This window comes from Ancylobacter sp. VNQ12 (genome assembly GCF_049445835.1).
Taxonomy (GTDB): Bacteria; Pseudomonadota; Alphaproteobacteria; order Rhizobiales; family Xanthobacteraceae; genus Ancylobacter.
Genome location: NZ_JBMSDU010000007.1, coordinates 107,555 through 130,532, shown reverse-complemented (window position 1 = coordinate 130,532; position 22,978 = coordinate 107,555). Strand labels below are relative to the sequence as shown.

19 protein-coding genes are annotated in these 22,978 nt (G+C 68.7%); 7 read left to right on the top strand and 12 right to left on the bottom strand.

Annotated features, from left to right (window positions below; all coding sequences use genetic code 11):
• Positions 1 to 4 precede the first annotated feature (4 nt).
• From ACO2RV_RS12235 to aroC, 7 genes are all read right to left on the bottom strand, one after another.
• Positions 5 to 682: an amino acid ABC transporter permease gene (locus tag ACO2RV_RS12235; protein WP_423293260.1), complete on the bottom strand. Its 678-nt coding sequence runs from the start codon at positions 680 to 682 to the stop codon at positions 5 to 7.
• A 7-nt stretch (positions 683 to 689) separates the two neighbouring features.
• Positions 690 to 1,361 (bottom strand): amino acid ABC transporter permease, encoded by a 672-nt coding sequence (locus ACO2RV_RS12230; RefSeq protein WP_423293258.1) that lies wholly within the window; start codon positions 1,359 to 1,361, stop codon positions 690 to 692.
• Between the two features lie 94 nt (positions 1,362 to 1,455).
• Positions 1,456 to 2,325: a transporter substrate-binding domain-containing protein gene (locus ACO2RV_RS12225; RefSeq protein ID WP_423293256.1), complete on the bottom strand. Its 870-nt coding sequence runs from the start codon at positions 2,323 to 2,325 to the stop codon at positions 1,456 to 1,458.
• 101 nt (positions 2,326 to 2,426) lie between these two features.
• Entirely contained in the window at positions 2,427 to 3,047 is a 621-nt protein-coding gene (locus ACO2RV_RS12220; RefSeq protein ID WP_423293254.1) for a helix-turn-helix domain-containing protein, read from the bottom strand.
• 157 nt (positions 3,048 to 3,204) lie between these two features.
• Complete coding sequence (locus tag ACO2RV_RS12215) at positions 3,205 to 4,008, bottom strand: DUF1194 domain-containing protein (protein ID WP_423293252.1); 804 nt, start codon at positions 4,006 to 4,008, stop codon at positions 3,205 to 3,207.
• A gap of 151 nt (positions 4,009 to 4,159) precedes the next feature.
• Positions 4,160 to 5,464 (bottom strand): 3,4-dihydroxy-2-butanone-4-phosphate synthase, encoded by a 1,305-nt coding sequence (ribB, locus tag ACO2RV_RS12210; RefSeq protein ID WP_423293250.1) that lies wholly within the window; start codon positions 5,462 to 5,464, stop codon positions 4,160 to 4,162.
• A gap of 154 nt (positions 5,465 to 5,618) precedes the next feature.
• Complete coding sequence (gene aroC / locus ACO2RV_RS12205; RefSeq protein ID WP_423293248.1) at positions 5,619 to 6,731, bottom strand: chorismate synthase; 1,113 nt, start codon at positions 6,729 to 6,731, stop codon at positions 5,619 to 5,621.
• A gap of 168 nt (positions 6,732 to 6,899) precedes the next feature.
• Between aroC and ACO2RV_RS12200 the strand changes: the two genes are divergently transcribed.
• Complete coding sequence (locus tag ACO2RV_RS12200; RefSeq protein ID WP_423293246.1) at positions 6,900 to 8,219, top strand: hemolysin family protein; 1,320 nt, start codon at positions 6,900 to 6,902, stop codon at positions 8,217 to 8,219.
• A gap of 110 nt (positions 8,220 to 8,329) precedes the next feature.
• On the opposite strand, the gene ACO2RV_RS12195 is transcribed toward ACO2RV_RS12200, so the two are convergent.
• The 3 genes from ACO2RV_RS12195 to ACO2RV_RS12185 form a co-directional block, all read right to left on the bottom strand.
• Positions 8,330 to 8,533 carry a hypothetical protein gene (locus ACO2RV_RS12195; RefSeq protein WP_423293244.1) on the bottom strand — a complete coding sequence of 68 codons (204 nt, stop codon included), beginning with the start codon at positions 8,531 to 8,533 and terminating at the stop codon, positions 8,330 to 8,332.
• 227 nt (positions 8,534 to 8,760) lie between these two features.
• Entirely contained in the window at positions 8,761 to 11,247 is a 2,487-nt protein-coding gene (gene hrpB / locus ACO2RV_RS12190; RefSeq protein WP_423293242.1) for an ATP-dependent helicase HrpB, read from the bottom strand.
• A gap of 91 nt (positions 11,248 to 11,338) precedes the next feature.
• Positions 11,339 to 12,688, bottom strand: coding sequence for an aspartate aminotransferase family protein (locus tag ACO2RV_RS12185; protein ID WP_423293240.1), 1,350 nt, complete (start codon positions 12,686 to 12,688; stop codon positions 11,339 to 11,341).
• Between the two features lie 243 nt (positions 12,689 to 12,931).
• On the opposite strand from ACO2RV_RS12185, the gene ACO2RV_RS12180 reads away from it, so the two are divergent.
• The 6 genes from ACO2RV_RS12180 (at position 12,932) to hisG (ending at position 20,870) form a co-directional block, all read left to right on the top strand.
• The gene (locus ACO2RV_RS12180) at positions 12,932 to 14,866 is read left to right on the top strand and encodes a hypothetical protein (RefSeq protein WP_423293238.1); all 1,935 of its coding nucleotides are present in this window, start codon (positions 12,932 to 12,934) and stop codon (positions 14,864 to 14,866) included.
• A 114-nt stretch (positions 14,867 to 14,980) separates the two neighbouring features.
• Complete coding sequence (locus ACO2RV_RS12175; RefSeq protein WP_423293236.1) at positions 14,981 to 16,096, top strand: TIGR03364 family FAD-dependent oxidoreductase; 1,116 nt, start codon at positions 14,981 to 14,983, stop codon at positions 16,094 to 16,096.
• 60 nt (positions 16,097 to 16,156) lie between these two features.
• Positions 16,157 to 16,957 carry a phosphonoacetaldehyde hydrolase gene (gene phnX, locus ACO2RV_RS12170; protein WP_423293234.1) on the top strand — a complete coding sequence of 267 codons (801 nt, stop codon included), beginning with the start codon at positions 16,157 to 16,159 and terminating at the stop codon, positions 16,955 to 16,957.
• A 193-nt stretch (positions 16,958 to 17,150) separates the two neighbouring features.
• Positions 17,151 to 18,638 (top strand): histidine--tRNA ligase, encoded by a 1,488-nt coding sequence (hisS, locus tag ACO2RV_RS12165; RefSeq protein ID WP_423293232.1) that lies wholly within the window; start codon positions 17,151 to 17,153, stop codon positions 18,636 to 18,638.
• A 130-nt stretch (positions 18,639 to 18,768) separates the two neighbouring features.
• Positions 18,769 to 19,899, top strand: a complete 1,131-nt coding sequence (locus tag ACO2RV_RS12160; protein WP_423293230.1) for an ATP phosphoribosyltransferase regulatory subunit — start codon at positions 18,769 to 18,771, stop codon at positions 19,897 to 19,899.
• Positions 19,896 to 20,870, top strand: coding sequence for an ATP phosphoribosyltransferase (gene hisG, locus ACO2RV_RS12155; RefSeq protein ID WP_423293228.1), 975 nt, complete (start codon positions 19,896 to 19,898; stop codon positions 20,868 to 20,870). Before ACO2RV_RS12160 ends, hisG begins: the two co-directional genes overlap by 4 nt.
• Here the strand turns inward: hisG and cysG are convergent.
• Together cysG and ACO2RV_RS12145 are read right to left on the bottom strand one after the other, a co-directional pair.
• On the bottom strand, positions 20,867 to 22,309 hold the full coding sequence (gene cysG, locus ACO2RV_RS12150) for a siroheme synthase CysG (protein WP_423293432.1): 1,443 nt from the start codon (positions 22,307 to 22,309) through the stop codon (positions 20,867 to 20,869). The two genes, hisG and cysG, sit on opposite strands and share 4 nt — an antisense overlap.
• A 152-nt stretch (positions 22,310 to 22,461) precedes the next feature.
• Positions 22,462 to 22,959 carry a TIGR00645 family protein gene (locus ACO2RV_RS12145; RefSeq protein WP_423293226.1) on the bottom strand — a complete coding sequence of 166 codons (498 nt, stop codon included), beginning with the start codon at positions 22,957 to 22,959 and terminating at the stop codon, positions 22,462 to 22,464.
• Positions 22,960 to 22,978: the final 19 nt, after the last annotated feature.

Here is a 22,978-nt window from a genome sequence, read left to right as displayed (position 1 = left end):
GCGCTCAGGCTCCCTTGGAATTGAGGCGACGCTCAAGCGCGTAGGCGGCCAGCGTTCCCGGATAGATGAGGACGAAATAGATCACCGCGACGACGGTGAAGGTCTCGAGCGGCAGGAAGGTCTGCGTGCTCAGCATCTTCGCCTCGTACATCAGCTCCTGCACGGTGATGGTGGAGGCGATGGAGGTCATCTTGGCAAGCTCGACGCCGCGATTGGTGAAGGCGGGCACCATGCGGGCCAGCGCCTGCGGCACCGCCACGCGGCGCAGCAACTGCCATTCGCTCATGCCGATGGCGCGGCCCGCTTCCCATTGCCCGGCCGGCAGCGATTGCAGGCCGGCGCGCCAGATCTCGGCGCAATAGGCGGAGGTGTTGAGGAACAGGCCGAGCGCCGCGGCGGTGAAGGCGCTCGGCTGCCAGCCGGACAGTGAAGGCAGCGCGTAGTAGAACCAGATCAGCTGCACCAGCACCGGGGTATTGCGGAAGATCTCGATATAGGCGGTGGCGATCAGGTTCGGGACCCGGCGCGCGGAGCCCCGCGCCAGACCGATGAACAGCCCGCAGACCAGCGCGCCGGAAAGCGCGATGGCGAAGAGCAGGATGGTGAGCTTCAGCCCGCGCAGCAGCAGGTCGCTGTTGGCCAGAATCTCGCCGAACTGGAACGTGTAATTCATGGTGCTCATCTGGCGATCACCTTGCGGCCCGACGGGCGAGGCGGTGCTCCACCGCGCGCATGCCGAGGCTGGCGACGAACAGCACGCTGAAGAACATCACCGCCACCGTCGAATAGATCTCCATCGGGCGGTAGGTCTGCGTCGCCAGCACCATCGCCTTGTAGACCAGCTCGCCATAGGTGAGCGTGGCGGCGAGCGATGTGGTCTTCACCAGTTCGAAGGAGCGCTCCATCAGCGGCGGGATCATCCGGCGAAAGGCCTGCGGCAGGATGATGCGGCGCATCAGCTGAGCGTGGCTCATGCCGATGGCGCGGCCGGCTTCCCATTGCCCGCGATCGACCGAGATGATGCCGCCGCGGAACACTTCGGCGAAGAAGGCGCCGGACTGGACCGAGAGCGCCGCCGCCGCTGCGGCGAACGGCGTCAGGCTGATGCCGGTGAGGATCGGCAGGCCGTAGAAGTACCAGAAGAAGTGCACCAGCGGCGGGGTGTTGCGGTAGAATTCAATGATCGCGGTCGCGGGGAGCGAGACGAAGCGCGACGGCGCCAGCCGCCCCATGGCCAGGACAAGCCCGATGGCGAGGCCGAGCCCGATCGAGAAGCCGGAGAGCTTCAGCGTGTTGACCAGCCCTTCGAGCAAAACGCCGAAATTCAGCCAGACCGGCCGGAAGTCCCACACATATTGCATTCGGTTCGGCCTTGCCGGTCGTCGATGGGCGGACGGGCGCAAAAGCGGATCGGCGCGCCGATGCCAGGCGGCGCGCCTATGGAAAGGGCGACGATCAGGCCTTCCAGCGCTCGCGCATGATGGCCGGAGTGGCGGCGGGGTCGATGCCGCGGAAGGCCAGATAGTCCTCGAAGATCTTCTGGGTCTGGCCGGTGGCATAGAAATAGCCGAGGCAGACGCCGAGCCAGTCACGCCAGCTCTTGTCGGCGACATTCGGCACGGCGGCACTGGAAGGGGATTCGCGCATCGGCTGCGGCAGGATGATCTTGCCCTTCTTGATGCGGGACTGCAGCATCACCAGTGCCGGATGGAACAGCGAGATGCCGTCCATGCGCCCGGCGATGAACGCCGCGCCGGTTTCATCCGCGCTGGGGAAGCGTTCGATGGTGGCCTTGGGCAGCCGCACGGTGATGTCGCGGTCCGGTGAGGTGCCGAGCACGACGCCGATGCGGAATTCCGGCTTGTTCATCTCCTCCCAGCTGGTCACGGTCTGGCCGTCCGCCAGCAGGACGCCCTGCGCGTACCAGAACATGGGCTGGATCGGGAAATCCACCGCCAGCGCGCGCTGCGGGGTCGCGTCCATGGTGAACATGACGTCGAACTGTCCGGCCTGGAGTGCCGCCACCGCATTACCCCAGGTGGTCTCGACCGGAACCGGCTTCACGCCCAGCTCCTTCGCCACCGCCACGCCGGTTCCCCAGCCGAGCCCGTACCACTCGCCGGACCGCTGGTCCTTGTAGAACCACGGCTCGCCCGGCGCGACGCCGATGCGCAGCTCGCCACGGTCGCGGATCACCTTGAGCGTGCTGCCGGCCGCACCGTCCTGGGCGAGCACCGGGCCAGAACTGGCAGCGAGCGCCGCGCTCGCGCTGAGGAGCGATCCGGCGGCGAGAAACGTACGGCGGCTGCCGATTTGTTCAGTCATGTGGTCATCCTCTGGAACTGGACGGAGAGATGTATAGTCTTTTTATAGATAATTTGACAGTAAGTTTCTTATACGAACATTTTATTCCCAGTGCGAAACTGTCAAGGAGATTCAGGTGGGGTCTCCTCGAAGCTGAGGCTTTGATCGGCGGCGCAGACCCAGAAGATCTCGGCATCCTCGGCGCCAGCGCTCAGAAGCGCATGCCCCATCGTGCTGTCGAAATAGACGCTGTCGCCCTCCTCGAGGGTCATCGGCGCATAGAATTCGGTGAGCAGGGTCACCCGACCCTTCAGCACCAGCACGACCTCCTCGCCGGCATGAGCGACGAGCGTGCCGAATTCGCGCGCCTCATGAGCGCGCAGCCGCGCCTTCATCGGCTGCATGCGCTTGGCGGTGAGATCCGAGCATAGCATTTCCAGCGTATAGGCGCGGGTGCGGATGTAGTCGCCCTGGCCGGCGCGGGTAAGCGAGCGGCGGCCATGCGGCGCCTGCTTGCGCGCCGAGGAGAACAGCTCCGAAATATCGACGCCGAGCCCCTGGGCGAGGCGGATGATGTTGTCATAGGTCGGCGAGAGCAGGTTGTTCTCGATCTTCGAGATCGCCGAGGGCGAAATGCCCGCGCGCTCGGCTACCTGCTTGATGGTGAGGCCGGCACGGCTGCGCAGTCCCCGCACCCGAGCGCCGAGTTCGATCCCGTCGCTCTCGCCGGTCTTCATGTCCATCGCGGCGCCTCCGGCCCTGGTGCGGACTAACGGATTCCATCAAAACACCATCACCGGAAACGAACAATATATTCCGATAGGAAAATGATCGGGCTGATCTTTGATGCGCCGCCGCGCATTGCCGCGCCCGGTGGCGATATCCGGCGATGAAGCGTCTTCAGTTGCCCCAGCGCTCCATCCACATGCGCTCGCCGATCGTGCAGGAGACGCGCGGCGCGTCGGCGGCGCGATGGACCATTTGCGGTTTCGGCGGCACCACGCCAGCGATCTCCAGCACCAGCTTGGTCTTGATCGCGCTGGCGAATTCATGCGTGCCGCGCACCGGAATGACGAAGGCGCCGGGGCCACCGATCACGCAATCCTCGTAATAGGCGTCGAGCTCGCCGATATCGAGCATGGAGCCGGCCGGTTCCTTCAGCATAAGCGGCAGCCCGTTGATGGTGATGCCGCGCGCCACCACGTCGTCGCGCGTCGGCTCGACCATGGCGCCCTGGTTGTTGGTGCCGTCGCCGGAAATGTCGATGACGCGCCTGAGGCCCTTGATGGCGTTGTGCTCGATGAGGCCGGCGCCGAACTCCATCGCCCCGGAGATGGAGGTGCGGTAGACGCGCCGCACCGGCGCCGAGCGGATCGCCTCGGCAAAGCGCCTTGCATCGTCGGCGCCACCGATCAGCGTCCAGTCGACAACGATCTTCTGCTCGTCCGAGCCCGCCCATTCCATATAGGCGATGGCGACCTTGCCGTTCGGTCCCAGCTTCAGTGCGTTGAGGAATTCGGTCGAGGTAACGGCGTTGACGTAGCCCTCGCGCTGCAGCGCCAACTCGTCGAGGTCCATGGAATAGGAGACGTCGACGGCCAGCACCAGCTCGACATCGACCTGCTCGTCGGCGCGGGCCTCGGGCACCGCGAGCGGTCCCCACAGCAGAGCGACAGCAGTCAGCCACATGCGCATGCACGACATCGCGACCTCCGTCGGTGACGGGACCTCGACGTGTCAGGGACGCGTCACAATCATGGTGGCACGGCTGACCAGTGGCCTGAAGTCGAAATTGCGGGCACCGGGCATTGCCCGATGCCGTTCGCGTGAGCGATCGCTACTGCGGTAGGGGCGCTCAGACGTCCAGCGTTTCCGTGCCGGTGATCTCGATGCCGAAACCGGCCACGCCGACATAGGTGCGGGCCCGCGAGGCGAGCAGACGAATCGAGGAGATGCCGAGGTCGCGCAGGATCTGCGCACCGAGGCCCACTTCGCGCCAGTTCTCGTCGCGCAGGCGCGTGCTGTCCTGCGGCTCGTCGGCGCCGACCGTGCTCGCCGGCACGCCGGTGGTTCCGTCGCGCAGATAAACCAGAACACCGCGGCCCTCGACCTTGATGCGCTCCAGCGAGGCGCGGATCGCCTTGCCGCCAGTGAACACGTCGCCGATCGGATCGGCACGGTGCAGGCGCACCAACACGTCGCGCCCGTCGCCGATCTTGCCGTGCACCAGCGCGATGTGATTCACCGATTCGAACGGCGTGACATAGGAGATGCCGTGCATCTCGCCGACCACGGTCGGGGCCGCGAATTCGGCGGTGCGGGTCACCAGCTTCTCGCGCAGCTGGCGGTAGGCGATGAGGTCCGCCACCGAGATGCGGGTCAGCTTGTGATGGGCGGCGAAGTCGGCGACCTTCGGGCCGCGCATCACCGTGCCATCATCGTTCACCAGTTCGCAGATGACGCCGACCGGCTCGAGATTGGCCAGCCGGCACAGATCGACCGCCGCCTCGGTATGGCCCGAGCGCATCAGCACGCCGCCCTCGCGGGCGATCAGCGGGAAGATGTGGCCGGGGCGGACGAAATCGGCGGCGCCGGCATTGGGGTTGGCAAGGCCGCGTACCGTGGCGGTGCGGTCCTCGGCGGAAATGCCGGTGGTGGTGCCGTGCTTGTAGTCGACCGAGATGGTGAAGGCGGTCGAATGCGGCGCGTCATTGTCGGCCACCATCGGGCTGAGGCGCAGCCGCTTGGCGTATTCCGCCGGCAGCGGGGTGCAGACGATGCCGGAGGTGTGGCGCACGATGAAGGCGAGCTTCTCGGGGGTGGCATGGACGGCGGCGACGATGAGGTCGCCCTCGTTCTCGCGGTCGTCGTCATCGGTGACGACGAGCATCTCGCCGCGGGCAAAGGCCTCGATCGCCGCTTCCACGCGGGACTGCAGATTGTCGCTCATCAATGCCACCTCGACGCTATCAAGTCCGAGAAAGTCGTTCGGCGTCACCGCCCCGCTGGTGGCGGCGGCGATGCGTGCGCCCGCTTCCCGGGAGACCCAGGCCTGCTGGTCGTTGCACAATGCGGTAATGCTGGCCGGCGACAGGCCGGCGGCGCGCGCGAAGGCGCTGCGCGTCGTGCCGGTGAGGGTCAGCCAATCCGCAAGTTTCATGCGGGCATGTTACGTCGACAAGCTTTCGACCGCAATGAAAAGTCGAAGCTGGCTTCAGCAATACTGAAATTGCGTTTCGGTTAGCGTCATCCCGGAGCGTCATCCCGGCTCTCTGCCCTGCGGGTTCCGGCCGGGATGACGTCGATAGGGCTGCTTATCGCGGGAACGGCCAGACCGGCGGCGTGCCCACCTGGCCGCGATGGCGCAGCAGGTGGTCGGCGAGCACACAGGCCACCATCGCCTCGCCCACCGGCACCGCGCGGATGCCGACGCACGGGTCGTGGCGGCCCTTGGTGACGATCTCGGCGTCCTCGCCATGGCGGGTCACGGTGCGGCGCGGGGTGAGGATGGAGGAGGTCGGCTTCACCGCAAAGCGCACCACCACCGGCTGCCCGGTGGAGATGCCGCCGAGAATGCCGCCGGCATGGTTGGCGAGGAAGACGGGCTTGCCGTCATTGCCCATGCGCATCTCGTCGGCATTGTCCTCGCCGATCAGCGTGGCGCTGGCGAAGCCCTCGCCGATCTCGACACCCTTCACCGCGTTGATGCTCATCAGCGCCGCCGCGAGATCGGCGTCGAGCTTGCCGTAGAGCGGCGCGCCGAGCCCAGGTGGTACGCCCTCGGCCACCACCTCGATAACGGCGCCGACCGAGGAGCCGGCCTTGCGGATGCCGTCAAGATAATCCGCCATGCGCGCGGCCGCCTGCGCGTCCGGGCAGAAGAACGGGTTGCGGCCGATCTCGGCGCTGTCCCAGTTGGCGCGGTCGATGACGATCTCGCCCATCTGCACCAGCGCGCCGGTGAGGGTGACACCGGGCAACACCTTGGCCGCGATGGCGCCGGCGGCCACGCGCACCGCCGTCTCGCGCGCCGAGGAGCGCCCGCCGCCGCGGTGGTCGCGCAGGCCGTATTTGACGTCATAGGCATAGTCGGCATGGCCGGGCCGGTAGCTCTCGGAGATCGCCGAATAATCCTTGGAGCGCTGGTCGACATTCTCGATCAAGAGAGCGATCGGCGTGCCGGTGGTCACCAGCGTACCGTCCTCCTCGGTGAGGGTTCCCGAGAGGATCTTCACCTCGTCCGGTTCGCGGCGCTGGGTGGTGAAGCGCGAGGTGCCGGGGCGGCGCCTGTCCAGCGCGTCCTGCACCTCCTCCAGCCGGAAACGGATGCCGGGCGGGCAGCCATCGACGACGCCGCCGATCGCCGGTCCATGGCTTTCGCCGAAGGTGGTCACGCGGAAGAGGTGGCCGAAACTGTTGAAGGACATACCGGATCGTCACGGAAAGCTATGAAACTTCAAGGCTTGTAGGCGTCCCCGCGACGGGCGTCAAACGTCGCGCCCACCTGTCCGCGACGGTAAGGTGGGGTGCCGGGCATGGCCAAATCGGGCATCCGTGCTACATAATGCCGACACGAGGTTGCCAACCCGAACCCAATGCCCCTGTTCGAAATCGCCGTCGTAATTCTGCTCGTCCTGATCAATGGCGTCCTTGCCATGGCCGAGCTTGCCGTCGTTTCTGCCCGTCCGGCGCGTCTGCGCGGCATGGCCGACAACGGTTCGTCCGGCGCGCGGATCGCGCTGGCGCTGGCCGCCGACCCCGGCCGCTTCCTCTCCACCGTGCAGATCGGCATCACGCTGATCGGCATTCTGGCGGGTGCCTTCTCCGGCGCCACGCTGGGCGACATGCTGGGCGAGTGGCTGCGGGAACAGGGCATGGCGCCCGGCCTTGCCGGTGGACTCGGCTATTCGCTGGTTGTGGCGGCGATCACCTATGTCTCGCTCATCATCGGCGAACTGATCCCCAAGCGGCTGGCGTTGCAGAGCCCGGAGCGGCTGGCGAGCTTCATCGCGCCGGCGATGATGCTGCTGTCGCGTATCTCGCTTCCGGCGGTCTGGCTGCTCGACGTTTCCTCGCGCCTCGTGCTGCGCCTGCTCGGTGAGAGCGGCAAGGGCGACGACAGCAACGTCACCGACGAGGAAATCCGCGCCATTGTCGCCGAGGCGGAGACCGCTGGGGTGATCGACCCCGACGAGCGCCGCATGATTGCCGGCGTGATGCGCCTTGCCGACCGGCCGGTCCGCGCAGTGATGACGCCGCGCACCGACATCGACTGGATCGACCTCACCGACGCCCCCGACGTGGTGCGCCAGACCATCCGCGAGACCGGCCACACCCGCATGCCGGCCTGCGAGGGCACGGTGGAGGAGGCGGTCGGCGTCATCGACATACGCGACCTGCTGGAAGCCTATCTCGATGGCACGACGCCGGACCCGCGCCAGCTCGTGAAGCCGGCTGCCGTGCTGGTGGAGACGGCCGGCGCGCTCGATGCCATGAAGGTGCTGCGCCATGCGGAATCGCCGCTGGCGCTGGTGGTGGACGAATATGGCTCGATGGTCGGCATCCTGACGCCTGCCGACCTGCTCGACGCCATTGCCGGCACGGTGGTGCTGGACGAGGCGGGCAAGGTGAAGCCCGACGTGGTGGAGCGCACGGACGGCAGCTTCCTCATCGCCGGCTCGACGCCGATCGACGAACTGGCCGAGGTGCTCGGCATCCGCATTCCGCAGGATGCCGGCTTTCACACGGCGGCCGGCTATGTGCTGCACGAGCTCAAGGCGTTGCCTGAGGAAGGCGCTGTGTTCGAAGCGCTGGGCTGGCGCTTCGAGGTGGTCGACATGGACGGAAGGCGGATCGACAAGATCCTCGTCGCCCGTGCGGTCAAGCCGCGCCGACGCGCGCCGATGATGGGCTAGAGCACGCGCCGGTCGGATTGCGGAGCAATCTGACCGGATGACGCGTTCTCTATCAATGATTTAGAGACTGATTTGCCGATCAGGTTGTTTCAACCTGATCGGATCAGGCTCTAGCGCAGGTTGCGGTCCATGGCATTGGCCATGGACGAGCCGGTGCCGGCGGCCGCGCCGCCATAGCGCGTGCCGAGGCCGGCGACGACGGTAACGATCGCCACCGCCAGCGCGGCGGCGATGAGGCCATATTCCAGGCCCGTGCCGTGAGGGCGACGCGCGACGGCGACGCGGCGCCGGTGCACCATGTCCCGTCCTGCCATTTCCCTGTCCGCCAATTCTCGCATGGGGCGTACTCTGCTTGCGCTCGACTGCATCGCCGCCTGTTTGATGACGGCCTTTATTATGCGGGCACCTTGGGCCCGAGAGGTTGCTCACCTGTTAAAACGCTTCCGCAGCCCGGCCGGGCGCGGCGAAGACTTGGCCTGTGGTTAATGTTTTGCAGCCGCCGGTAGTGCCCCGGCACCACTCGCGCCTGACCGCCGCGCGATTACTGTCCGCGCGGCTTGGCGCGGCGTGTCGGTTCGGCATGGGCCGGGTCTTCCGGCCAGGGGTGCTTGGGATAGCGCCCGCGCATGTCGGCGCGCACATCGCGCCAGGAGCCGCTCCAGAAGGCCGGCAGGTTGCGCGTCAGCTGGATCGGCCGGTGCGCCGGCGAAAGCAAGGCGAGGGTGAGCGGCACCCGTCCGCCGGCGATGGCCGGGTGGGCGGTGAGGCCGAAAAGTTCCTGCACCCGCACGGAGATGAGCGGCCCACCCTCGGCGGCGTAGTCGATCGGCAGCCGCGATCCCGTCGGCACCTCGAAATGGGTCGGTGCGTCCTCCTCCAGCCGCCGCTGGAGGTCCCAGGACAGCAGACCGGAGAGCGCGCGGCCGAGCCGATCGGCATCGATCTGCCCGAGCCCGGTGAGCCCTTCCAGCGCCGGGGCGAGCCACTGCTCGGCGCCGGCCGCCAGCGCCTCTGGCGACACATCCGGCCAGATGCCGGGCGCGCTGGCATGGAGGAAGCGCACGCGGTCCAGCCACTGGCGCTGGTGATCGGACCAGTTCAGCCGCTCCAGCCCCCGCGCTGCGGCGGCGCGGGCCAGCGCGCGGACGGCATCGGGCCCCATGGTGACGGGTGCGGTGCGCTCGGCGAGGACCAGCGAGCCGAGACGGCGGACATGGCGGGCGCGCAGCGCGCCGGCGGCCGTGTCGAAATTCGTCTCCACCCCTTCGGTGATGGCGTCGCCGAATTCGGCCTCGATCTCCGCCTCGGTCAGTTCGGCTGCCAGCAGGATGCGCGCCTCGTCCGCTGTGCCGGTGAGTTCGGCGACGGCGAGGTAGCGGCCGCGGGCGAGCGGGGACGTCGGGTCGAGCACAGCCCCCCGCCCGTTCGCCAGCACGAAGCGTCGCCCATCACCGCGTGCGCGGGCGATGCGGTCGGGGAAGGCCAGCGCCAGCAGCACGGCCGGCGAGGGCCGCGCGCCCGCGGCCATATCGGGCAGGCGCTCGGCGGCACGGGCGGCCTCCTGCGCCCAGCGCTTGGCGAGGTGGCGGGCCTCCTCTGCGCGGCGCGAGCGGTCGCGGCGGAGATCGTCGAGCCGGTGGAGCAAATCGGGCGCGTCGCCCCCGAGGCCCCGCTCGGAGACGATGGCGGCGATCAGCGCCGCCTGTTCGCCGGCGCCGTGGCGGGCACCGTCGATCACCATGCGGGCAAGGCGCGGCTCCAGCGGCAGGCGGGCCATGGCACGGCCGCGCGCGCTCACCTGTCCGTCCTTGTCGAGCGCGCCGAGCGCGGCAAGCAGGTTTCTCGCCTCCGTCACCGCGGGCTCCGGCGGCGGATCGAGGAAGGCCAGCGTCGCCGGATCGTGCACGCCCCACACCGTGAGGTCGAGCACCAGCCGGGAGAGGTCGGCGGCGAGGATTTCCGGTGTCGCGAAAGCCGGCAGGCTGACCGTCTCCGGCTCGCTCCACAGTCGCCAGCACACGCCGGGCTCGGTACGTCCAGCGCGGCCGCGCCGCTGGTCGGCACTGGCGCGCGCGACCCGCACCGTCTCCAGCCGGGTCAGCCCTACGCCCGGCTCGAAGCGCGGCACGCGGGCAAGGCCGCTGTCGATGACGAGGCGCACGCCCTCGATGGTCAGGCTGGTCTCGGCGATGGAAGTGGCGAGCACCACCTTCCGCCGCCCGACCGGGGCGGGCGAGATGGCGCGGTCCTGCGCGCGCGGATCGAGCGCGCCATAGAGAGGGTCGATGTCGACGGAGGGGTCGCGCACCGCCTCGCGCAGGGCCCGCTCGGTGCGGCGGATTTCGGCGACGCCGGGCAAGAAGGCGAGGACCGAGCCGGTTTCGCTGTTCAGCGCCCGCAGCACTGCGTCGGTCATCTGCCGGTCGATGGGCGCACGAGGGTCGCGGCCGAGATAGCGCGTCTCGACGGGATGGGCGCGCCCGAGGCTCTCGATGACCGGCGCCTCGCCCATGAGTGTCGCTACCCGCGCGCCGTCGAGCGTGGCGGACATGACGAGCAGGCGCAGGTCCTCGCGCAGCGCGCCTTGCGCGTCGAGCGCCAGCGCCAGGCCGAGATCGGCGTCGAGGCCGCGCTCGTGGAATTCGTCGAACAGCACGGCGGCGACGTCGGAAAGCTCCGGGTCGTCCAGCACCATGCGGGTGAAGATGCCCTCGGTGATGACCTCGATGCGGGTATTGCGGCCGACCTTCGAGCCGAAGCGGGCGCGGTAGCCGATGCTCTCGCCGGCCTTCTCGCCCAGCGTGGCGGCCATGCGCTCGGCGCTGGCGCGGGCGGCGATGCGGCGTGGCTCCAGCACGAGGATGCGCCGGCCCGCGACCCAGGGTTCGTCGAGAAGGGCGAGCGGCACGCGCGTGGTCTTGCCCGCGCCCGGCGGGGCGACGAGCACGGCGGAATTGCCCGCGCGCAAGGCGGCGGTCAGCGCCGGCAGGGCGTCGTCGATCGGGAGGGGGGAGGGAAAGGCGCGCATCGTGCCTGCACATAGCAGATGCCGGCCGACTCAAGAATGTCATCCCGGATGGCAGCGAGGCCATCCGGGATGATGATGTCTCAGACGAGGCTCACATCACCGCGTCGATGGTGCGGCCGATCTTGTCCACCAGTTCGCCGACCTGCGACTCCGAGATGATCAGCGGCGGGCTGACGGCGATAGTGTCACCGGTGACGCGGAACATCAGGCCCTCGTCGTGGAAACCGGCTTCCATCGCCTCATAGCCGCGCTTGCCGGGGCCTTCCGCCTTGGGCGCCATGTCGAAAGCCGCGACCAGGCCGACGGTGCGGATGTCGAGGATGCCAGGCTTGCCCTTCAGGCTCATCGCCGCATCGGCGAAGGTCGGCTCCAGCGCCCTGGCGCGCTCGAACAGGCCCTCGTCGCGGTACACGTCGAGAGTCGCGATCGAGGCGGCGCAGGCCAGCGGGTGGCCGGAATAGGTGTAGCCGTGGAACAGCTCGATCACATGGTCCGGGCCGTTCATGAAGGTGTCGTAGATGTGCTTGCGCACGATCACGCCGCCCATCGGCACCGCGCCCGAGGTCACGCCCTTGGCGAAGGTGATCATGTCCGGGACGACGCCATAGCGCTCGGCGGCGAAGGGGAAGCCGAGGCGGCCGAAGCCGGTGATGACCTCGTCGAAGATCAAGAGGATGCCGTATTTGTCGCAGATTTCGCGCAGGCGCTTGAGATAGCCCTTGGGCGCGGGCAGGCCGCCGGTGGAGCCGGCCATCGGCTCGACGATGACGGCGGCGATGGTCTGGGCGTCGTGCAGGGCGACGATGCCCTCCAGCGCGTCGGCGCGCTCGGCGCCCCATTCCGGCTCGCCCTTGGAGAAGGCCTGCTTCTCGCGGTCATAAGTGTGCGGCAGGTGGTCGGCGCCGGGCAGCAGGGCGCCGAAGAAGCGGCGGTTCGGCGAAATGCCACCCACCGTGATGCCGCCGAAGCCGACGCCGTGATAGCCGCGCTCGCGGCCGATCAGCCGGGTGCGGGTGCCGTTGCCGCGCACGGCATGGAAGGCGAGGGCGATTTTCAGCGCGGTGTCGCCGGCTTCCGAGCCGGAATTGCAGAAGAACACATGGTCGAGGTCGCCCGGCGCCAGCTCGGCGATGCGCGAGGCGGCGGTGAAGGCGAGCGGATGGCCGAACTGGAAGGTTGGGGCGAAATCCATCTCCGCCGCCTGCTTCTGGATCGCCTGCACGATCGGGTCGCGGTTGTGGCCCGCATTCGAGCACCACAGGCCGGCGGAGCCGTCGAGGATCGCCCGGCCCTCGGGGGTATAATAGTGCATGTCCTTGGCGCGCGAGACCATGCGCGGGCGGCGCTTGAACGCCCGGTTGGCGGTAAAGCCCATCCAGAACGCCTCAAGGTCGTTCGGGCTGGCCGCGCTGGCGGCGTCGATATCGTAGGCGACAGACATGATGAGCTCCGGTGCAGGACGGTCGACGGCGAGGGCCGCACTTTTTCGTGTCATGTATAATGCGTGGGCATCCGCACGCTCACGAGAAAAAGTGATGATGTGATCACTTTCCTTTCTGACCGCGAAGGCGCGCCTTGACCATGCGGTGCTGCGTCGCCATCAACTCGCCGCAAGCCGTGCTAAAGTCACCTAACGTCACCGCCGCTTTCATGATGGCGCGCGCATGATAACAGGATTTCACCAGTGCCCGACAGCACGACAGCCGATTCGCCGGAGGCCGCTGCGGCGCTGCCGGACGGCGCCTCGCCGGACGCCGGCGCGGAGGCGGTGCGGCGGGCGCTGGCGCGGGTTCTGGAGTCAGAGGAACTGCGCTCGTCGCCGCAGCTGGCCAACATCCTGCGCTTCGTGGTCGAGGCGACGCTGGAGGGCCGTAGCGACGCCATCAAGGGCTACACCATAGCGGTGGAGGCGCTGGGGAGGGATGCCTCCTTCGACCCGCAGGCGGACCCGATCGTCCGCGTGGAGGCGACCCGGCTGCGCCGCGCGCTGGAGCGCTATTACGCCGGCGCCGGCGCGTCCGAAGAGATCGAGATCGTGGTGCCGCGCGGCAGCTATGTGCCGCAATTCGTCCCCCGACCGATGGCGGCGTCTCCGGATGCCGCGGGGCAGCCGCCATTGGCGCCCGCCGATGCCACGCCGGACCTGTCGCCGGACGACGCCTCGCTGCCCCTTCCGGCCTTACCGCCGACGGCGAAGCCCCCGCACGGGAGCGTGGCCCGCCTCGCCACCGTGGCCACCCTCGCGCTGCTGATCCTCGGTCTCGTCACCGCCCTTACCATCGACATCGTCGACCCGACCGGTTGGCGGGCGCTGATTTCCAGCGCCGTGCTGCGGCCGTTGGAACGCACGAACCGCCTTGGCATCCCGATGGTGGAGGTGAGGTCTTTCGATACGACGGGCGGCCAGCCGCTGCCGCCCAGTATGGTCGCGGGCGCCGCTCGCGTGGTGACGGCGGGTGACTTCACCGCGCGGGCGGTCGAGGTGCGCATACGTGACGCGCTGGCCCGCTTCGATCTGCTCGACGTCCTGGCGAGCCCCGATGCCCGTCCCGTGCTCAATTGCGGCTCCGGTGGCGTGTCGCCCAATTCTGCCTTTGCGCTCAGCGGTTTGATCGAGAACCATGACGACGGCAGCCTGTCGCTGTTGCTGCGGCTTTCCGATCTGTGCGACGGCACCATCGTCTGGTCGCACGAGTTCGACGGAATCAAGCGTGGCGGGGATTCGAGCCTGGCCGAGACCGGGCTGGTGCGCGACATCATGGCCGCCATCGCCGAGCCCTATGGCGTGATTCAGGCCCGCGCCCGGTCCCGTGTGACGGCGGCGGGCGGACCGGCGGGGGCCGGCCCCTATGGCTGCGTGCTGATGGCCTATACCTATTGGCGCAGCTTCCTGCCGGCCGATCACCTGAAGGCGCGCCAGTGCCTCGAACAGGCGGTGGCGGCGGACGGTACCTTCGCGCTCGGCTACGCGCTGCTGGGCGAGCTTTATCTCGACGAGCTGCGCAACGGTGCCAACCCGCAAGGCGGTGCGCCGGCGCTGAACCGGGCGCTCGCCGCCGTGGAGCAGGCGGTGGACCTCGCGCCCACCAGCGCCTATGCGCGGCGCGTGCTGATGGATGTGCATTTCTTCCGCGGCGAGCGCGGCGCGGCCGTCGCCTCCGGCGAGGCGGCGCTGGCGCTGAACCCTTATGATGTCGAGATCCAGGCCGATGTCGGCGGGCGGCTCATCTCGCTGGGCGAGAGCGAGCGGGGCGAGGCCATGTTGGCGAGCGCTGCGCATGCCGCACCCGGCCTGCCGCCCTGGACCGATTATCACCGGGTCATCGCCGCCTATCTCCGGGGCGATGCGCCGGCGGCGGCCGCCGCCGCCGACCAGCTGATGGGCGATGGCTATGCGCCGGGCCTGCTGGCTCGCGCGCTGGCCGCCCATCTTGCCGGCGAGGGCGAGGCTGCGCGCGCCGATGTACGCAAGCTGACCGAGATCGCCCCGGCCTGGGGTTCCGATCCCGACATGATGATCGCGCGCTTCTTTCCCAATCCGGAGATCGCGCGCCATGTCCGCGACGATCTCGCCGCCATCGGCCTGCCGGTGCGCAAATCCTCCGCCGCGGCGAATTGACCTAGGCATTCGGGAAAGTCCACGCCTGGGGCAGGTGCTGCATGGCGCCGCGCGCGCGAACCGGCTATGAGCCTGACATCTCTTCGCCACTCTCTCGCCAGTCGGGTTTCTCCCATGTCGGACAGCTACGATCTCGCCATTGTCGGTGCGGGCGTCGTCGGGCTCGGCCACGCCGTGGCCGCGCTCCGGCGCGGGCTCAAGGTGGTGGTGATCGACCGCGACGCGCAGGCCAACGGCGCCTCGATCCGAAATTTCGGCTTCGTCACCGTCACCGGCCAGCAGCGCGGCGAATGCTGGCGCCGGGCCATGCGCTCGCGCGACATCTGGGCCGAAGTGGCGCCCAAGGCCGGGATCGAGGTCATCCATCGCGGCCTCCTCGTCGCGGTGCGCCGGCCAGAGGCGATGCCGGTGCTGGAAGCCTTCAAGGCGACGGAAATGGGCGAGGGCTGTGAGCTGCTGACGCCTGAGCAGGCGCGCGACCGGTTGCCGGCGCTGAACGGCGAACTCTCGGGCGCGCTGTGGAGCCCGCACGACATGCGGGTGGAATCGCGCCAGGCGATCCCCAAGCTCGCGGCCTGGCTGGCCGCGCAGGGCGTCGCCTTCCGCCGCGAGACGGCGGTGACGGGCGTCGAGCCCGGCAAGGTCGTTACCTCCGGCGGCACGGTGAAGGCGGCACGCATCGTGGTGGCGCCGGGCGACGACTTCCACACTTTGTTCGAGGACCGCTTCAAGCTCTACGGCGTCACCCGCTGCAAGCTGCACATGCTGCGCGTCGGCGATCCCATGCTGGGCCGGCTGCCCGGCTCGGTGATGACCGACCTCTCGCTCGGGCGCTATCTCGGCTATGCCGAGCTGCCCGAGGCCGAGCCGCTGAAACGCCGTCTCGAAGCCGAGCAGGCCGCGCATCTCGCCCATGGCGTTCATCTCATCGTCGTGCAGTCGGCCGATGGTTCGCTGGTGGTGGGCGACAGCCACCATTACGGCGCGACGCCCGACCCCTTCGCGCCGGACTTCGTCGACGAGCTGATCATCGACGAATATGCCGCGCTGTTCGGCCGCCGGCCGGCGGTGCTGGAGCGCTGGATCGGCACCTATGCCTCGGCTTCCGACCGGCTCGCCTTCATCGACCGGCCCGATGCCACCACCCGCCTCGTGGTGGTGACCAGCGGCACCGGCGCCTCCACCGGCTTCGCCATCGCCGAGGAAGCGGTGGCGGAACTGTTCGACTGATCCGGCTTTTCCCGGCATTCCCGGCCCGCCTTCACCGGGGCGGCAACAGGAGACAAACGCATGGCCCTCAAGGCGCTCATTCTCGACTGGGCCGGCACGGCGGTCGATTTCGGTTCGCGCGCGCCGATGGGCGCCTTCGTGGAGGCCTTCGGCCAGGTCGGCGTGACCATCTCCATCGACGAGGCCCGCGGGCCGATGGGCCTGCCCAAGCGCGACCATGTGAGCGCGCTGCTCTATAGCGCGGAGATCGCCGCACGCTGGCAGATCGTCCATGGCGCCGCACCGACAGAGGCCGATGTCGACCGCGTGCTCGCCATCTTCGAGCCGCTGAATGTTGAGGTGATCCCGCGTCATGCCGACCTCATTCCCGGCCTCATCGACGTCATCACCGAAGCGCGCCGGCGCGGCATGAAGATCGGTTCCACCACCGGCTATACCCGCCCGATCATGGAGAAGCTGCTGCCGCTGGCCGAGGCCGCCGGCTATGCGCCGGACAATGTGGTGTGCGCCGGCGACCTCGCCGCCGGGCGGCCGAGCCCGCTGATGATGTACCGCACCTTCGCCGATATCGGCGTGTGGCCGCCCTCAAGCTGCGTGAAGCTCGACGACACCGAGCCCGGTATCGCCGAGGGGCTGGCCGCCGGCACCTGGACGGTCGGCCTGTCGCTCTCGGGCAATGCGGCGGGCTTGTCCAAGGCCGAGCTCGACCAGCTGGCGCCGGATGACCGCGCCGCGCTGCGCAAGCGCGCCTCCGACAAGCTGTTCGCCGCCGGCGCGCATTTCGTCATAGACACGGTGGCGGACCTGTTGCCGGTGCTGGACGCCATCGAAGCCCGCCTACTGGCGGGGCTGCGGCCTTAGTCTTCCCGACAAGCGTCATCCCGGAACGGCCGTCAGGCCGTATCCGGGATCGCCATCCGCGTCGGCACGCGATCCCGGCTCTCCGGCTACGCCTGCGGCCGGGATGACGCTGGATGTGAAATCCCCCACGCTTGCCGCCCGGGTCCGCGTCCTCTAAACCCGCGCCATCATTCGTGAAGGACGGCGCCTCACCATGGCCAAGGACAAGCCCAGCAAACTGAAAGCCCGCATGCCGCGCGGCTTCGCCGATCGCGGCCCGGCGGAACTCGCCTCGACCCGCGCCATGCTGGAGACCATCCGTAGGGTTTATGAGCTGTACGGCTTCGAGGCGCTGGAAACCCCGTTCATCGAATATACCGACGCGCTGGGGAAATTCCTGCCCGACCAGGACCGGCCGAATGAGGGTGTGTTCTCCTTCCAGGACGACGACGAGCAGTGGCTGTCGCTGCGCTACGACCTGACCGCGCCGCTGGCCCGCCACGTCGCGGAGAATTTCGACAAGCTGCCGAAACCCTTCCGCAGCTACCGCGCCGGCTGGGTGTTCCGCAACGAGAAGCCCGGTCCCGGCCGTTTCCGCCAGTTCATGCAGTTTGACGCCGACACGGTGGGCGCCCCCACCGTCGCGGCAGATGCCGAGATCTGCATGATGATGGCCGACACGCTTGAGGCGCTCGGCATCAAGCGCGGCGACTACGTCATCAAGGTCAACAACCGCAAGGTGCTCGACGGCGTCTTGGAGGCTATCGGCCTCGGCGGCGAGGAGAATGCCGGGCGCCGGCTCACTGTGCTGCGGGCGATCGACAAGTTCGACAAGGTGGGCATTGACGGCGTGCGCGACCTGCTCGGCGAGGGTCGCTGGGAGAACCCGGCGGCCAAGAGCGGCGACTTCACCAAGGGCGCGGGGCTGGACGAGGGGCAGGCCGCCGTCGTGCTCTCCATGCTAACGCCGGGCGGGGGCGAGTTCCTGCCGGCGAGCAATGCCTATCTCGAAGGCCGGCAGGAACTCGATGAGATCGCCGCTCTGGTCAATGGAGCCGGCTATGAGGAGCGTATCCGGATCGACCCCTCCGTCGTGCGCGGCCTCGAATATTACACCGGCCCGGTCTTCGAGGCTGAGCTGACCTTCGAGGTGAAGGACGAGAAGGGCCGCCCGGTGCGCTTCGGTTCGGTGGGTGGCGGCGGGCGTTATGACGGGCTGGTCGGGCGCTTCCGCTCGGAACCCGTGCCGGCGACCGGCTTCTCCATCGGCGTCTCGCGCCTTGCCTCCGCGCTGTCCTATCTCAAGACCGATGCTGCGCCGGAGTTCGGCCCGGTGGTGGTTGTCGTCATGGACCGCGACCAGAGCGCGCACTATATGGGCCTCGTCGCCAAGCTGCGTGCGGCCGGAATCCGCGCCGAGATGTATCTCGGCAACCCGAAGAATCTCGGCAACCAGTTCAAATATGCCGACCGGCGCAACTCGCCCTGCGTGGTCATCCAGGGTTCGGACGAGCGCGCGGCCGGCACCGTGCAGATCAAGGACCTGATCGAGGGCGCCAAGGCGGCCGCGGCAATTGCCGACAATGCCGAATGGCGCGAGAGCCGTCCGGCGCAGTTCGCCTGCGCGGAAGCCGAGCTGGTCGCGAAGGTCATCGAGGTGCTGGACCATCACGGCGTTCCGCACGGCGACGCGCTGAACTGAGGCGCGGAACCGAGGCCGCGGGTCCGGGCACCGCGCGGTGCCCGGAAACCATGTCATCGCCCGTGCATGGACCGCGCCGGCCCGCTTTGCTAGAAGCGCGCAACGCCTCCGAACACCGGACCCGAGCCTCATGATCGCCGACCTCAGCCACGCCGAGGAACTGCTCGCGCTCTATGCGCGCGCCGGGTTCTCGCGCGTCGAGCCGCCGGTGCTGCAACCCGCCGACGCCTTCCTCGACCTTTCCGGCGAGGAAATGCGGCGCACCATGTTCATCACCACCGATCCGGACGGACGCGAGCTGTGCCTGCGGCCGGATCTCACCCTGCCGGTGTGCCGCCTCTACATCGCCGAGGGCGCGGTGCAGCCGCGCGACTTCGCCTATCTCGGCCCGGTGTTCCGCTCCGACGTGCCGGAAGGCGAGTTGTTGCAGGCGGGCGTCGAATCCTTCGGCCGCACGGATCGTGAGGCGGCGGATGCCGAATTGCTGGCGCTGGGGCTGGAGACGGCGGCAATCTGGGGCGTGATCGAGCCGACCATAAGGCTCGGCGATGCCGGCCTGTTCGCGGCGCTGCTCGATGCGCTCGACCTGCCGCCGGGCTGGCGGCGGCGGCTGATCAAGGATTTCGCCCGCTCCGGCGACCTCGGCGCCGATCTTGCCGTGCTGAAGCGCCCGGATGCCGGCGGTGTCGCCTCGCATGCCGGCGTGCTCTCGGCGCTGGCGGGCTCTGACCCGGCGGCAGCGCGCGCGCTGGTGACAGACCTCCTCTCCATCGCCGGCATTTCCACCGTGGGCGGGCGCAGCGTGTCGGAAATCGCCGAGCGCTTCCTCGAACAGGCAGCGCCCGGCGACGCGGAAGGGTTGTCGCCGGAGAAGGTCGCGGTGCTGGAGCGCTACCTCGCCATTCAGGGCAATCCGGACGCGGCGGCGCGCGCGCTGCGCCAGCTCGCCGACGATGCCGGGCTGAACCTTGCCCATGCGCTCGATGCTTTCGAGGCCCGCACCAATTTCATCGCCGCGCAGGGCATCGAGGTGGAGCGGCTGCAATTCGCCGCCGCCTTCGGCCGGCCGCTCGACTATTATTCCGGCATGGTGTTCGAGCTGCACGAGAACGGAGCGGGAAAGCTCGACCAACCGGCGCCGCTGGTCGCCGGTGGGCGCTATGACGGGCTGCTGGCGCGGCTGGGGGCCGCCGAGACCATTCCGGCCGTGGGCTTCGCCGTCTGGCTGGGGCGCCTCGACGCTGTGGAGGCCCGCCTATGAGCTCGCCGCTGATCGTCGCCGTGCCGTCCAAGGGCCGGTTGCAGGAAAACGCCACCGCCTTCTTCGCCCGCGCGGGGATGAACCTGACGCAGTCGCGCGGGGCGCGCGACTATCGCGGCACGCTGACCGGCGTCGAGGGCGTGGAGGTGGCGTATCTCTCGGCTTCGGAGATCGCCTCGCAGCTCGCTTCCGGCGCGGTGCATCTCGGCGTCACCGGCGAGGATCTGGTGCGCGAGAACATCACTGAGGCCGATTCCAAGGTGCTGCTGGTGGAAGGGCTGGGCTTCGGTCACGCCAATGTCGTCGTCGCCGTGCCGCAGGCGTGGATCGACGTGCGCACCATGCGCGACCTCGACGACGTGGCGACGCATTTCCACGCCACGCGCGGCCGGCGCGTGCGGGTGGCGACCAAATATCTCAACCTGACGCGGGCCTTCTTCGCCCGCCACGGCATCGTTGACTACCGCATCGTCGAAAGCCTGGGCGCCACCGAGGGCACGCCGGCGGCCGGTACGGCGGAACTCATCGTCGACATCACCACCACCGGCTCGACGCTGGCGGCCAATGCGCTGAAGGTGATCGACGATGGGGTGATGCTGCGCTCGGAAGCCAATCTCGTCGCCTCGCTTCATGCCGACTGGAACGAGGGCGCGCGCGCGGCCGCGCGGGCGCTGTTCGACCGGGTGACGGCGGCCAAGCGCGCGGCGACCATGCGCGAGGTGAAGACGCGGTTCAGCGCCTGCGACAGCGCGGTGGTGCAGGAGGCGGTGCGCCGCTTCCGGGCGACCGCGCCGTTCGGCGCGCCGACCTCGTCCGGCATGGTGACGCTGCACTGCCCGCCCGACACGCTGCACGGCCTTGCCGTGTTCCTGCGCGAGCGCGGGGCCTCCACTGTGTCGGTGGGCCCGCTCGACTACGTCTTCGCGGCGGAGAACCCGCTCTACGAGAAGCTGGAAGCGAAGATCGGTTAGCCCCGCGCGGCCTGCGTATCGGCTCGCGCCTGAAGATCGCCCGCGAAAGCCACCGCCTCGCCAATGGCATGGCCGAACAGGATGAGGCACGGGCCGGTGGCGCCATCCGCCACCGCCTGCTCAAGCGCCGCCGCCAGCGTCGCCACCGTAGCTGGCACCTGCCGCTCCTGCGGCCGGGTGGCGGAGAAGATCGCGATCGCGGGCGTCGCCGGGTCGAGCCCCGCAGCCGTCGCCTTGCCCGCGAGTTCGCCCCAGGTGCGCTGGGGCATGTAGACCACCGTGGTCGCCGCCGGGTCGGCCAGCGCCCGCCAGTCGAGGTCGCGCGGCAGCTTGCCGTCGCGCGCATGGGCGGTGATGAATTGCAGCCGGCGGGCATGGTCGCGATGGGTCAGCGACACGCCGAGCCGGCTCGACGCGCCTTGCGCGGCGGTGATGCCCGGCACCACTTCGACGGGAAGCCCCGCCATGCGGGCAGCGGTGATTTCCTCGCCAGCGCGGCCAAACACCATGGGGTCGCCGCCCTTGAGGCGCACCACGCGCTTGCCCTGCTTGGCCAGCGAGACCATCAGCGCGTTGATGTCGTCCTGTTTGCAGGAAGGCTTGTAGCCGGTCTTGCCGACCAGCATCTTCTTCGCCTCGCGGCGGGCGACGTCCAGCACCGCCGGCGAGACGAGGTCGTCATAGAGCACGACGTCGGCCGATTGCAGCACCCGCACCGCCTTCAGCGTCAGCAGTTCCGGGTCGCCCGGCCCGGCGCCGACCAGCGCCACCGAGCCGCGCGGCGCTTCCGCCCGCTCGATCTCGGCGCGCGCGAGGAGGCTCTCGCGCAAGGCGTCCGACGGCGCGGCCTCCGGTGTTTCCAGCGCGGCTTCGGTGAAGCGCTCCCAGAAGCGGCGGCGCCCCTGATAGGACAGCGCCAGCGCGGCAACCGAGGGGCGCCAGCCGCGCGCGGCCTCGGCCCAGCGCTTGAAGCCTTGCGGAATGACGGATTCGATCTTGGCCCGCACCGCCTGCCCGAACACCGGGGCGGCGCCGTCGGTGGAGATGCCGACGACCAGCGGCGAGCGGTTGACGATGGCGCCGAAGGCGAAGTCGCAATAGGCCGGCTTGTCCACTACATTGACCGGCACGCCCGCGGCGCGGGCGGCGCGGGCGAAATGCGCGCCCTCCTCGTCTTCTTCGATGGCGCCGATGGCAAGCGCGGCACCGGCGAGGTCGGTCTCCGACCAGTCGCGGGCGATGAGCCGCACCGGCCCGCCGGGCGGGTTGGCGGCCAGCGCGAGGAGATCGGTGCAGGGCTCGGGGGCGTACACCTCGACCTCGGCTCCGGCGGCAGAGAGAAGTTCCGCCTTCCAGCTTGCCGCTTCCGACCCGCCGGCCAGCACCACGCGGCGCCCGGCAAGTGCGAAGAACACCGGCAGCCGCGCGAGCGGCGCCATTCGCCCGCCGGCATCGCCTGAATGCGGGGTCGGTTCGCGGAGGGGAGCGGTGGCGTCGCTCATGCGGGAAAACGGTTCCTGAGGTTCATGGATGTTCTATCACACAAAAACTATGTTTATTGAAATCAATAAACAGCGATGTCACGGAAATATCAATGCTGCTTTTCCGACAGCCGGTCGGTCCAGGCCAGCACCACGCCGGACAGCACGAACACGACATGGATGATGACCAGCCATGTCAGCTGCTTCTCGTCCACGCCGCGGTCGAGATTCATGAAGGCTTTCAGGAGCGCGATGGCCGAGATGGCGACGATGGAAGCGAGCAGCTTCTGTTTCAGACCGGCGAAATCGACCTTGGTCATCCATTCCGGCCAGTCGGCATGGCCCTCGGCGTCGATCTTGGAAACGAAGTTTTCGTAACCTGAGAAGATGACGATGATGACGAGGCTGCCGGTGAAGGCGAGGTCGATCAGCGACAGGATGCCGAGGATGGTGTCGCTCTCGTCGTACTGCACGGCGTGGGTGACGAAATGGAACAGCTCGGCGCCGAACTTGAACAGCAGTACGAGCAGCGCGATCACCAAGCCGATATAGAACGGCGCCATGATCCAGCGACTGACGAAGATGAAGCGTTCGATCAGTTTTTCCATGCGCGGCGCCCGGTTCCTC

Coding starts and splice junctions, on each gene's coding strand:
- ribB (WP_423293250.1), bottom strand. CDS start 5,464: ATGAAACTTGCGGATTGGCTGACCCTCACCGGCACGACGCGCAGCGCC.
- ACO2RV_RS12185 (WP_423293240.1), bottom strand. CDS start 12,688: ATGTCTGTCGCCTACGATATCGACGCCGCCAGCGCGGCCAGCCCGAAC.
- ACO2RV_RS12220 (WP_423293254.1), bottom strand. CDS start 3,047: ATGGACATGAAGACCGGCGAGAGCGACGGGATCGAACTCGGCGCTCGG.
- ACO2RV_RS12235 (WP_423293260.1), bottom strand. CDS start 682: ATGAGCACCATGAATTACACGTTCCAGTTCGGCGAGATTCTGGCCAAC.
- ACO2RV_RS12215 (WP_423293252.1), bottom strand. CDS start 4,008: ATGTCGTGCATGCGCATGTGGCTGACTGCTGTCGCTCTGCTGTGGGGA.
- phnX (WP_423293234.1), top strand. CDS start 16,157: ATGGCCCTCAAGGCGCTCATTCTCGACTGGGCCGGCACGGCGGTCGAT.
- hisS (WP_423293232.1), top strand. CDS start 17,151: ATGGCCAAGGACAAGCCCAGCAAACTGAAAGCCCGCATGCCGCGCGGC.
- ACO2RV_RS12160 (WP_423293230.1), top strand. CDS start 18,769: ATGATCGCCGACCTCAGCCACGCCGAGGAACTGCTCGCGCTCTATGCG.
- ACO2RV_RS12195 (WP_423293244.1), bottom strand. CDS start 8,533: ATGGCAGGACGGGACATGGTGCACCGGCGCCGCGTCGCCGTCGCGCGT.
- hrpB (WP_423293242.1), bottom strand. CDS start 11,247: ATGCGCGCCTTTCCCTCCCCCCTCCCGATCGACGACGCCCTGCCGGCG.
- ACO2RV_RS12230 (WP_423293258.1), bottom strand. CDS start 1,361: ATGCAATATGTGTGGGACTTCCGGCCGGTCTGGCTGAATTTCGGCGTT.
- ACO2RV_RS12175 (WP_423293236.1), top strand. CDS start 14,981: ATGTCGGACAGCTACGATCTCGCCATTGTCGGTGCGGGCGTCGTCGGG.
- cysG (WP_423293432.1), bottom strand. CDS start 22,309: ATGGCGCCGCTCGCGCGGCTGCCGGTGTTCTTCGCACTTGCCGGGCGC.
- ACO2RV_RS12225 (WP_423293256.1), bottom strand. CDS start 2,325: ATGACTGAACAAATCGGCAGCCGCCGTACGTTTCTCGCCGCCGGATCG.
- aroC (WP_423293248.1), bottom strand. CDS start 6,731: ATGTCCTTCAACAGTTTCGGCCACCTCTTCCGCGTGACCACCTTCGGC.
- ACO2RV_RS12145 (WP_423293226.1), bottom strand. CDS start 22,959: ATGGAAAAACTGATCGAACGCTTCATCTTCGTCAGTCGCTGGATCATG.
- hisG (WP_423293228.1), top strand. CDS start 19,896: ATGAGCTCGCCGCTGATCGTCGCCGTGCCGTCCAAGGGCCGGTTGCAG.
- ACO2RV_RS12200 (WP_423293246.1), top strand. CDS start 6,900: ATGCCCCTGTTCGAAATCGCCGTCGTAATTCTGCTCGTCCTGATCAAT.